The sequence below is a fragment of the Nocardia sp. NBC_01009 genome (assembly GCF_045208035.1).
In the GTDB taxonomy this organism is placed as follows: domain Bacteria; phylum Actinomycetota; class Actinomycetes; order Mycobacteriales; family Mycobacteriaceae; genus Nocardia.
In genome coordinates this window covers 3,515,732-3,526,810 of sequence record NZ_CP108695.1, presented here as the reverse complement: position 1 = coordinate 3,526,810, position 11,079 = coordinate 3,515,732, and the positions used below count along the sequence as shown (strand labels likewise).

9 protein-coding genes are annotated in these 11,079 nt (G+C 67.1%); 2 read left to right on the top strand and 7 right to left on the bottom strand.

Features of this window, described 5'->3' with window-relative positions; translation table 11 throughout:
- Positions 1-144: 144 nt before the first annotated feature.
- The 7 genes from OHA42_RS15765 to OHA42_RS15735 form a co-directional block, all read right to left on the bottom strand.
- On the bottom strand, positions 145-1,755 hold the full coding sequence (locus tag OHA42_RS15765) for a UDP-N-acetylmuramoyl-L-alanyl-D-glutamate--2,6-diaminopimelate ligase (RefSeq protein ID WP_406237858.1): 1,611 nt from the start codon (positions 1,753-1,755) through the stop codon (positions 145-147).
- A 991-nt stretch (positions 1,756-2,746) separates the two neighbouring features.
- A complete protein-coding gene (locus tag OHA42_RS15760) occupies positions 2,747-4,636 on the bottom strand; it encodes a peptidoglycan D,D-transpeptidase FtsI family protein (RefSeq protein WP_406237857.1) in 1,890 nt (629 codons plus the stop codon).
- The gene (locus tag OHA42_RS15755; RefSeq protein WP_406237855.1) at positions 4,633-5,499 is read right to left on the bottom strand and encodes a hypothetical protein; all 867 of its coding nucleotides are present in this window, start codon (positions 5,497-5,499) and stop codon (positions 4,633-4,635) included. Before OHA42_RS15755 ends, OHA42_RS15760 begins: the two co-directional genes overlap by 4 nt.
- Positions 5,496-6,473, bottom strand: a complete 978-nt coding sequence (gene rsmH / locus OHA42_RS15750) for a 16S rRNA (cytosine(1402)-N(4))-methyltransferase RsmH (protein WP_406237853.1) — start codon at positions 6,471-6,473, stop codon at positions 5,496-5,498. Before rsmH ends, OHA42_RS15755 begins: the two co-directional genes overlap by 4 nt.
- A gap of 213 nt (positions 6,474-6,686) precedes the next feature.
- Complete coding sequence (mraZ, locus tag OHA42_RS15745) at positions 6,687-7,118, bottom strand: division/cell wall cluster transcriptional repressor MraZ (protein WP_328411392.1); 432 nt, start codon at positions 7,116-7,118, stop codon at positions 6,687-6,689.
- A gap of 437 nt (positions 7,119-7,555) precedes the next feature.
- Positions 7,556-7,978, bottom strand: coding sequence for a DUF3040 domain-containing protein (locus OHA42_RS15740; protein WP_406237851.1), 423 nt, complete (start codon positions 7,976-7,978; stop codon positions 7,556-7,558).
- A gap of 192 nt (positions 7,979-8,170) precedes the next feature.
- Entirely contained in the window at positions 8,171-8,611 is a 441-nt protein-coding gene (locus OHA42_RS15735) for an SAV_6107 family HEPN domain-containing protein (RefSeq protein WP_406237850.1), read from the bottom strand.
- A gap of 159 nt (positions 8,612-8,770) precedes the next feature.
- On the opposite strand from OHA42_RS15735, the gene OHA42_RS15730 reads away from it, so the two are divergent.
- Both OHA42_RS15730 and OHA42_RS15725 read left to right on the top strand, forming a co-directional pair.
- Complete coding sequence (locus tag OHA42_RS15730) at positions 8,771-9,382, top strand: GNAT family N-acetyltransferase (protein ID WP_406237848.1); 612 nt, start codon at positions 8,771-8,773, stop codon at positions 9,380-9,382.
- A 2-nt stretch (positions 9,383-9,384) separates the two neighbouring features.
- Positions 9,385-10,992, top strand: coding sequence for a phytoene desaturase family protein (locus OHA42_RS15725; protein WP_406239388.1), 1,608 nt, complete (start codon positions 9,385-9,387; stop codon positions 10,990-10,992).
- Positions 10,993-11,079 lie beyond the last annotated feature (87 nt).

Below are 11,079 nucleotides of genomic sequence, written 5' to 3'. Positions count from 1 at the left end.
TGTTGTGTTGCGCCACCGCGGGCGTTTCGTCCAGCTCTGTCAGACCCGAAGTCGTTGTCTGCGTGGGCTGTTCGACTCATACTCGCGCCTTGCTGACGCTCGGCTCCGACGGGTGTCGAGCACGCAGGCACACAATCGGCTCGCTCATCCCTGCGCCTCGCTGACACTCGACTCCCGCACGTGCCGGGCGCGGCCCTCCAACGCCTCCGCAAGCACGTCACGGTCGTCGAAGCGATGCTTGACGCCCTGGATCTCCTGGCCTGGCTCGTGCCCCTTACCCGCGATCAGCACCACGTCGCCGACGCGGGCCCAGTCGACAGCCGCGGCGATCGCCTCGGCACGGTCGCCGATCTCACGTACCTCGCCACGGTCGCCGGCCGGAATCGCCAGTGCACCTGCGCTCAGCGCCGCCCGGATCGCCGCCGGGTCCTCCGAGCGTGGATTGTCATCGGTAATAATCAGCAGGTCGGCGCCGCGCGCACCGGCCGCGCCCATCAGCGCCCGCTTGCCCGCATCGCGGTCACCACCGGCGCCGACGACAACGGCCAGCCTGCCGGGAGCTTCCGGATTGTCGGCGGCGAGGTGCCCGCGCAGGGTCGCGATCACCGATTCCAGCGCGGCGGGCTTGTGCGCGTAGTCGACGATGGCGAGGAAATCCTGGCCCCGGTCGACCCGCTGCATCCGGCCCGGCACATCGACGGTGGCCAGCGCGGGCCCAGCGATCGCGGGATCGACACCTGCGGCCGCGCACACTGCGACCGCGAGCAGTCCGTTCGCGACGTTGTAGCTACCCGGAAGACGCAGGCGCACATCCACATTCACACCGGGTCCGGCAGCAGTGAACTCCTGCTCGCCGCCGTGTGCCACCACCGGACCGGTCAGATGCCAGGTGCTGCTCGCCGCCGCGATCCCATCGATCGTGGCCACGGTGATCGAGGCATCGATGTCGGCGGCCAACCGCCTGCCCCACTCACTGTCGACGCAGACGACTGCGGTGCGCGCGGCGACCGGCGAATCCGGTTCGAACAGCCGCCGCTTGGCGGCGAAGTAATCCTCGAAGTCGGCGTGGAAGTCCAGGTGGTCCTGCGACAGATTGGTGAACGCACCCACCGCGAAGCGCACGCCGTCGACCCGGCCCAGCGCGAGTGCGTGGCTGGAGACCTCCATCACGACCGCGTCCACGCCCTGCTCGACCATCAGCGCGAACATCGCGTGCAGCTGCGGCGCTTCGGGGGTGGTCAGCGCACTCGGCACCCGACGGCCACCGATCCTGGTCTCGATCGTGCCGATCAGCGCGGTGGACCGGCCCGCGGCGGCGAGCCCGGCCTCCACGAGATAGGACGTCGTGGTCTTGCCGGAGGTGCCGGTAATGCCGATGATACGGAGCCGCTGCGAGGGGTTGCCGTAGATGGCGGCCGACAGTTCGCCGAGTACCGCGCGCGGCTGTTCGCGCACCAGCACCGGCACGCCGACCTCGCCCGCCAGTTCCGCGCCCGCTGCGTCGGTGAAAACCGCGACCGCACCACGCTCGACAGCGTCACGGGCGAATCGCGCTCCGTGCGCTTGCGCACCGGGCAGCGCGGCGAACAGGTCTCCCGGCAGCACGGCGTTCGAGCGCTGCTCGATGCCGGTGACCGACACCTCACGCGCAGTCGGCGCACCGCGTAACTCCGCGGCGACCGAGTTAGCCAGAGTCGTCAACAATGACGCCGGTGGGCACTCGGGCCGCAACGCGCGCGGTAGACCAGACTGCACAGAAACCAGGCTCCTCTCGGGGGCGGTGATCGACGTGTCAGGTTACCGGTGACGGCTCCCGGCACGGCCAGGCAGCCCCACCGCAGCATCAAGACACCGCCCTCGAACCCTACGACCCCCGCACCTCATCCGCGGGCTCCGCCACGCTGCCCATGGCACACAACCGGTAACCGGCCGGGCCGGTTTCGCCATGGCTGCCGAGCACTCCGTCACCGTGCAACCAGCGTGGTGTGGCGTACGCCGGGGGCGGCAATCGACGCGGCGCCGTATGAGCGGAATACACCTGTGCCCCGTCCACATGCAATGCGGGCGGGGCACAGACGATCAGACCGGGGCGATTCCTTCATTCCGACTACGCCACACCACCTCAGCTACATGGGCCGGTGTGCAGGTTCGACCCAGGTACAAGGATCCGACGGATTCTGCGGAGGATTATTCAATGCAGCACACTTCAACGGATCCGTCTGATGGCACGTCTGCATATGGCCATCCGAGTTGCAGAATATGTCGGCAGAAGCGGTCCCTGCGCCGATTCCGAAACCTACAAAACTTCCCCCGACCAGCACGACACCGAACGCAAGATGAGCACAGGCACGTCGACTGGGGTCCGATCGGAAGTAAATACAGCAGCCTCTGTGCTCGATATGTTTGCAGCGAACACACAGGAGATGAACAGCAGAAAACAGAGCACCTGCGTCCGCACGAACATTTCATCTATTATCGAGGACTCGAAGGCAACCTTTCGCAGGCCGCGCATATCACGAGCGATGCCTCATCGAATCAATAGATTTGCACCCGTTAGCTCATGCGACAGTTCGGAGGTCGGCATCGCGACAGGAATCTCGTCGACACCGATACCTGTCCCGCCGCGAACCTTTCGGATACAACTCCCGGCAAGACACCACCACTATTGCGCTGTATCGCGAACACCCCGTAGTGAGCTGTAGGCCAACGCTCTCCGTCGGTCGTCCAGACGTAGTCGACAGCCGGGTCACCCGGCCTGCAGCACGAATCGCTTGGGCGGCTCCGACGGCGGAATGCGGTCACGCTGGAGTGCCCAGGAGGCGATGTTGTGGAACAGGGGGGCAACAGAACCCCCGCCACTGCCGTCCGAGCTACGCATGGGCGCGTCGAGCATGAGGCCGACTACGTAGCGGGGATTGTCGGCCGGCGCGATGCCCGCGAAAGTGATCCAGTAGCTGGAAGTGGAGTAGCACTTGCAGCTGGGGTCGATCGCCTGTGCGGTGCCCGTCTTACCGGCGATCTGGTAGCCCTCGATGGCTGCGGGCGCGCCCGTCCCGGTCTGATTTCCATCCACCCGGTCGCGCTGAACGACCGACTGGAACATGGTCCGCAGGGTAGCGGCGGTTTGCGGACTCACGACGCGGACGCCGTCCGGCTGCGGTTCCTCGGTGCGGGTGCCGTCCGGCGCGATCTCGGCCTTCACGATGCGCGGCGGGATGCGGACGCCGTCGTTGGCGATGGCCTGATACATGCCGGTCATCTGCAGCGTCGTCATCGAAAGGCCCTGTCCGATGGGCAGGTTGGCGAAGGTGGAACCGGACCACTGGTCACGGGCAGGCACGACGCCGGAGCTCTCGCCGGGCAACCCGACACCGGTGCGCTGCCCGAGTCCGAAACGTTTCAACATGTCGGCGTACCGTTCCTCGCCGATCCGTTGCGCCAGCATCAGCGTGCCCACATTCGAGGATCGCCCGAAGATTCCAGTGGTGGTGTACGGCGCCACGCCGTGCACCCAAGCGTCATTGACAACGACTCCACCCATGGAGATCGAGCCCGGAACCTGATGCACCTCATCGGGATTCGTCAGCCCGTATTCGATCGCCGCGGCCGCGGTAACGATCTTGTTGACCGATCCCGGCTCGTACACATCGGACACCGATGCGTTCTTTGTGGTGGCCGAATTCCAGTTCTGTGGGCCGAGTTCCGGATTAAAGGTGCTGTCGTTGGCCATGGCCATGACCTGGCCGCTCTTGGCGTCCAGCACCACCGCGGACGCGCCCTGGGCGCCGGATATTTCACGGGCCTGCTGAACCTGCTGCTGCACGTAGTACTGCAGATCCGAATCCAGGGTCAGCTCGACACCGTTGCCGTTGACCACGGGCTGCTTATCTCGCCAGCTACCAGGAATGACAGCGCCGTCGGAGCCGCGATCGTAGGTTTGCGAGCCGTCGGTACCGGCCAGCACCGAGTCCATCGAGGACTCGAGGCCGATGAGGCCATGCCCGTCCCAGCCGGTGGAGCCGATTACATTGGCGGCCAGCGAACCACCCGGATACTTCCGCAGCGGCTGCGCTTCGGCACCCACCTCCCGGTACTGCAACCTGATCTCGGAGGCGATCCGCGCGTCGACGTCGCGAGCCAGGTACACGAATTCCTCGTCGCTCTTCAACTTGTTCAGCACTGCCGTCTCCGACGGCGCCTGCTTGCCGAGCTTTTCGTGAATGGTCTTGGCGATGGCTTTGAGCCGTTCCTCCGGATCAGGAGCCTTATCGCTCTTCGCGCGTGCGGCCTCGAGGTCTTTACGAACCTGAACCGGTTGGAAAGTCAGCGCTTTGGCAGGGGTAGTGAAGGCGAGCAACTTGCCGTTGCGATCGGTGATCGGGCCTCGGGTGGCGTATTCGGGCTCGTGGGTGATGCGCTGACTGGCTGCCTGCGCGGACAGGCCGGGCGCGGAAATGCTCTGCACCCAGAGCAATTGGATAGCGACGACCGTCAGCGCAATCAGCATCACGATCCGGCCTACGCCGAGGCGTAGCCGCAATGGCCGCTCCACGGTCGCCGCGGTGGCGGTCCGCGGTCTCGGAGCGCGTGATGGTTCAGGCCCGCGTCGCTGCGGCGCGGGCCTGGTCTGCGTCAACGGGGGCCTTCGTCGGAGGCCGGCTGATCCTGCGGCGCCGCGGCCTGGGGCTGGGCTCCGGCGGCCTGCGGTGTTTCCGGCTGTGGCTGCGGCGACTCCGGCTGCGGCACATCGACAGGCGCCGCAGACGCGGGCGGCGTGGCCTGCTGTGCCGTCGGCGGCGCCGCGACGGGCACCGGGCTCGCGGCGGCAGGGCTGGTCGGTGTCGGGCTCGAACTGGAGGCATGCGCCTGGGCGCCATTGGCCTGCTCGGTATTCGGCTGCCCTGGCACGGTCGGCTGCCGGGGGGTCGAAACCGGCACCACTCGTTCGCCCTGTGCCAGCACATGTCCCGGCTGCGAGGCGAGCGGCGCCGACGGCGCGGTATTCAACGGCGGCACCGGGGGCCCCTGCGCCGGAGTCGGTTTGCCGATCACCGTCACCGTACCGTCCGGGGCAACGACGATGCGGGCCGGATCCTTGGCGGGGATCATGCCGAACTCACGGGCTCGTGCCGCCAGTGCGGGCGCCGAGTCGGCGGCCTCCACCTCACGCTGCAGTGCGGCCCGCTCTTCCGAGAGCTTCCGGTTGATCTGCCTGGCGTCGCCGAGCTGATAGCTGTCCTCGGCCGCCCTCGTGGTCAGCAGCAGCGTACCGGCGAGACCACAGCCCAGCAGCGCAATGATGGCCGCCACGAACGGGATTCGGGTCGCCATGGCAGACACCCGCCGAGTCGGCAGGTCGGGCGTGTCGGTGAGCTGCTCGGCGCGAAGTCGGCGGCGGGCATAAGCACGTTGCGCCGCACCGGATTTGACCCGCTCGGCAGCCTGAACCCGGCGGGCGACCCGGCCCGGCGCCTCGACGGCACGCGCCCGAACACTCATGAATTCCCCTCCTGGATTCTCTCCGCCGCACGCATCCGTACCGGCGCCGCGCGCGGGTTCTCCTCGATCTCCCGCTCGGTCGCCTTCTCGGCACCACGGGTCAACAGCTTGAATTCCGGTCCCATACCGGGCAATTCGACCGGTAGGTCGACCGGGCTGCGCGATGTCGTGCGCGGCACGAGCTCCTGCTTGACGACCTTGTCCTCGAGCGACTGATAGGACATCACCACGATCCGCCCACCGACCCGCAGCGAATCCAGTGCCGCGGGCAGCGCGGCCCGCAGCGAATCGAGCTCGTGGTTGACCTCCACCCGCAACGCCTGGAAGGTCCGTTTGGCGGGATGCCCGCCGGTCCGCCTCGTCGCGGCCGGGATCGAGGCGTAGAGCACCTCGACGAGTTCGGCGCTCGTGGTGAACGGCTTCTGCTGTCGGCGCCGCACCACCTCCGACGCTATCCGGCCCGCGAAGCGTTCCTCCCCATAGGTTTTCAGCACCCGAGCCAGGTCACCGTGGCTGTAGGTGTTGAGCACGTCGGCCGCGGTGATACCAGTGGTCGGATCCATCCGCATGTCCAACGGCGCGTCTACGGAATAGGCGAAGCCGCGATCGGCCTCGTCGAGCTGCATCGAGGAAACGCCGAGGTCCATCAGGATCGCGCTCACCGAGCCGGTGCTCGCAAGCCCGGCCTCTTGCAGCGCGTCGGCTATACCGTCATATCGCGTGTGCACCAAGGTGATTCGGTCGTCGAACGGACGTAGCCGCTCAGCGGCCAGCGCCAGCGCCGAGGTGTCACGATCGAGCCCGACCAGCCGGATCTGCGGATAGGTGCGCAGGAAGTGCTCGGCATGACCACCGAGTCCGAGAGTGGCGTCTACATAGACGGCGCCCGGCTCACCCAGCGCCGGTCCGAGCAGTTCGTCAGCTCGCCCGAGCAGAACCGGAACATGACGGGGACCGTGCTGTTCACGGTTCACCTCGACCTCCCGGGATTTGCCTCGCGTCGTCCTGCACTACTTGGAGCGCCTGGGCGGATAAAAGTCCGACCATCGTACGGGTCGCCTTGATAGACAGCTGCTTTCGAAAATACGAATGCCGCGTGGTCTCTGTCCGAAACACGGCACCTGGCGTCGGGGAAGTACGTCAGGGTCCACGTCCGGGCAGAGGCCGCGTGGCACTCGTTCGCTCGGTTAGAAGATTCCGCCCAGCGACTCGTCTCTCGCTTCCGCGTAGTCCTCCTCGTGCTCGGCGAGGTAGGAATCCCACGCCTGCTTATCCCATATCTCCAGGAAGTCGACCGATCCGATCACGACGCATTCCTTGTCCAGGTTTGCGTAACGACGATGGTCGGCCGACAACACAATCCGGCCTTGGGCATCCGGCCGTTGCTCATCGGTTCCGGCTGCCAGCGCGCGGACGAATGCGCGAGCCTGCGGGTTGCTTCGAGACGCCGCCGCGGCTCGACGAGCGAGCGCGGTGAACTCTTCCTTGGGATACACGGCAAGGCTGTGGTCCTGACCCTTCGTGACCATCAACCCTCCCGCCAGATCGTCTCGAAACTTTGCAGGCAACGTGAGTCGCCCCTTGTCGTCCAGCCGAGGTGTGTACGTACCGAGAAACAACTCGATACCTCCCGGATCAACCCCACCTGCGCGGGGAGCACGATCACCTCGGATGTACGACTTTCCTGTAGTGCGCGCTCCACATTACCCCACTTTCCCCCACTTTCAATCGAAACGCGGGGTGATCTGGCTCCCCGCGTCGGCGATTGCGCAGGTCATCCCAGCTATCACCGCGGTGGAGAACTTTTCGGGTGCTCGCCGACACGCACCGCCCAGCTGGGCGGGCGCCCGACAACAACCAGCAAACGCCCTGGTGTCACCCTATTCACCGGATGATCGGTGCGTGGTGGGGGATCTTCGTGGGGCGATGTGGGGGATCGGACGAAACCTGACCGGAGATCATCTGACCGTTCGGCGTTTCGCACACAAGACGGCGACGCCGCACCGAATCGGTGCGGCGTCGCCGTCTGTGCTGTGAGATGTCGGCTAAGCCCGAGCTACTCCTGCTCGAACCGTCGCCGGAATCGATCCTCCATGCGCTCGGAGAAACCGCCGGACTTGCGCTGGCGCCCACGTCCGCTCGATCCGCCGCTCGCGCCACCGGATTGGGCTTCGCCCGACCGGTCGCCCTTGGCAGTGCTCTTCGAACTGCCGAGCAGTAGCAGCACGCCTGCGGCGAACATGACAATGAATCCGATCAGGCTGATGATCGGAAAGTCGCCCAGCTTCACCGGAGCGGCAATGCCGGCGACGAGTAGAAACAGACCAAGGACGAACAAAGCTGCGGCCTGGAGTCTGCGACGACTCGAGGTCGAGCGAAGGCGTCCGCCGCGGACGGACGAGGCGAACTTCGGATCCTCAGCATAGAGAGCGCTCTCGATCTGTTCGAGCATGCGCTGCTCGTGCTCGGAGAGTGGCACGGTACCTCCCCCGGCACTAGGACTTGGCTGTCGCCTCCGGGTAGGCGACAGACAGCCGACCTTGGCGGCTATCTGTCACCAATGATACGAGTTCGATCAATGCCGTACCACCTAATGGGCCCAGCCAGCCGAGTCTGTCGCCAAATTGCGGCGGGCGCAGGGCAGACGCGACAGTCGGCGGCGCGCCGACGACTATGCGGTCATGCCGTTGTTCCAGCCCGGCACCGGACGCAAACGAGCCCCCGCGTCGATGAGATCTTCCACATCGTGCAGGAATGCGCCTACCCGCGAATAGAACTCGTCGGCCTGCTGGTCATCGACATCACGATCGAGTCCCGCCTCCAGCGCGGCGCGCGTCTCCGAGCGGGCACTGAAGTAGTCCGCCCACATGACGAATTCGGGGGCCGCGCGTTGCAGGAGCACCCAGGCGCTGCGTGACCGCGCCCGCGGCGCGGCGTCAGCACCCGTGAACGCGAGCACCGCGCCCGCGCCGCGCAATGCCGCGAGGTACGCGGTCCGGAATCGTTCTCGCGGATCCTCCTCGCCCGCCGCCTGCATCAGCAGGCCGTCTGCCTTCTTCAGCAGTTTTCCCGCCCGACCGGGTTGTCCCGCATGTTCGATCCGACCAGACATCAGCCGTCCCTCCACAATCGCGCACCTGGCCCATCGTGTGCGCGGGAGCCGACTTCCCAGCACCGCGCGGATCGAACAGGTATTCGAACGTTTGAATTGAGATTGAATATAGAGACACCCACCGACAAACTTCCGCGCCAGCGCGGCCCGACGAGAGCCATGACTGCCGTCAAGCCCAACCACACCCCCGCACCCGTCGTCGTCGACCTCTCGGTCGCGGCCCTGCGCTCCCGGCTCCACGATGCGCTGGCCGTGTATGTCGCGGCGATGGATTACCCGCGCGGCACCGAGCAGCACCGCGCGCCGATGTGGACCGAGCACACCACCCGTCCCGGCTGGCAGGCGGTCGCCGCCGTCGTACCCGACGATTCCGGGCACATCGACCTACGATCGTCGCCGATCGTCGCGATCGCCTACGGCTACCGCGGCGCCGCACATCAGTGGTGGCACCAGCAGGTGCACAGCGGCATGCGATGCTCGGGCTGGCCGGAACACTCTGCACGCGAACTACTCTCGGACTATTTCGAGCTCACCGAGCTACACGTGCACCCGACCGCGCAGGGCCGCGGCATCGGCGCGACCCTCCTCGCCCGGCTACTGCAGGACCGGCCCGAACGGGCGGTGCTGCTGTCCACCCCGGAGGTGGATAAGGAGAGCAACCGGGCGTGGCGGCTGTATCGCAGGCAGGGTTTCACCGATGTGGTCAGGAACTTCGTCTTCGCGGGCGACACCAGACCCTTTGCCATCCTCGGACGACGGCTGCCGCTGTGAGAATGCGCGGCGAGCGGGCGGCGTGCGCCAGTGAGGGTCACGTGACGGTTGTGGTGGTCGGGTCGGGCCACAATGCGCTCGTCGCGGCCTGCTACCTGGCGCGCGCTGGACACCGGGTCGAGGTGCTCGAGCGCGACGAGGTGCTCGGCGGCGCGGTGTCGACCGTCGAGCGCTTTCCTGGCCATCTGGTCGATCGCGGGTCCTCCGCGCACATCATGGTGCGGCACACCGGGATCATCGAGGAACTCGAGCTGGCCCGGTTCGGGCTGCGGTACATCGATTGCGACCCGTGGGGGTTCACACCGGCAGGTCCGAGCGGCGGCGCACCGATTGTGTTCCATCGCGATCTCGATCGAACCTGTGCCTCGATCGCGACGGCCTGCGGTGCGCGCGACGCTGCCGCCTACCGACGTTTCGTGGAGGTCTGGGGGCCGCGCAGCGCACGGGTGATGCGCGCGTTCGGCGGCTCCCCCACGCCGGGCCGGTTACTGCGCTCGTTCTGGGGGCTCGACGCACGTGCCGGCGGCAGTGCGTTGTCGCGGGAGTTTCTACAGACCGGGGATGCCCTGCTGGACAGTTACTTCGACGACGAGCGGCTCAAAGCGTCGCTGGCCTGGTTCGGCGCGCAGTCGGGTCCGCCCATGTCGGAGCCGGGCACCGCGCCCATGGTCGGCTTCGCCGCGCTGATGCACACCGTGCCGCCCGGCCGCGCCGTCGGCGGCAGTGGTGCGCTGTCCGCCGCGCTCGTCGCGCGCTTGCGTGCCGACGGCGGCGACGTGTCTGCGGGCGATGCGGTCACCGCGCTGGAACGCGCGGGCGCCGGCTGGCGCGTGCGCACCGCATCCGGTCGAAACCTGCATGCCGACACCGTGATCGCGGGCACCCATGTGCTGACCACCCTGGACCTGCTGCGCGAAGGCGGATACGACCCCGCCGTGCTCGACGACTGGCAACGCCGCATCCGGGTCGGGCCCGGCATCGGGATGGTGGTGCGGCTGGCGACTCGATCGCTGCCGAAATATCCCGGCAGCTCGATCGAAGAGTCCGCGCACGGCCTGCAATTGCTGGTGTCCGATCGGCGACAGCTGCGGCGGGCGCACGGCGCCGCGCTGGCGGGCGACCTGCCACCGCGCCCTGTCGTGCTCGCGATGAGTTTCAGCGCACTCGACCCGACCATCGCCGCCCCCGGGGAACACCAGCTTTCACTGTGGGCCCAATGGCACCCTTACCAACTTGCCGACGGCACCGACTGGTCCCAGCACGCCGACCACGAGGCCGACCGCATCATCGCCGAAGTCGATTCCTACGCACCGGGTTTCGCCGACTCGGTGCTGCGACGCCATGTGCAGACACCGGTCGACCTCGAGCGCGAGATGGGCCTGCGCGGCGGCAATGTGATGCACATCGAAATGTCGCTGGATCAAATGATGCTGTGGCGACCGCTGCCCGAGCTCTCGGGGCAAAGGGTGCCGGACGCGCCGGGGCTGTATCTGACCGGCGCATCGACCCATCCCGGCGGCGGTGTTTCCGGGGCGAGCGGGCGCAGCGCCGCGCAGCTGGTCCTGCGCGACCAGCGCCGGAATCGATTCCCTCGACTACGTCGACGATGACCGAACCCACTCGGCCGAATGCGGCGCGTCGACCAGTGGCCGATCCAGGCGGCCCGGGCAGAGTGGGGCGTTATGCCGCGACGCTCC

Coding starts and splice junctions, on each gene's coding strand:
- OHA42_RS15755 (WP_406237855.1), bottom strand. CDS start 5,499: ATGAGTGTTCGGGCGCGTGCCGTCGAGGCGCCGGGCCGGGTCGCCCGC.
- OHA42_RS15735 (WP_406237850.1), bottom strand. CDS start 8,611: ATGTCTGGTCGGATCGAACATGCGGGACAACCCGGTCGGGCGGGAAAA.
- OHA42_RS15730 (WP_406237848.1), top strand. CDS start 8,771: ATGACTGCCGTCAAGCCCAACCACACCCCCGCACCCGTCGTCGTCGAC.
- OHA42_RS15725 (WP_406239388.1), top strand. CDS start 9,385: ATGCGCGGCGAGCGGGCGGCGTGCGCCAGTGAGGGTCACGTGACGGTT.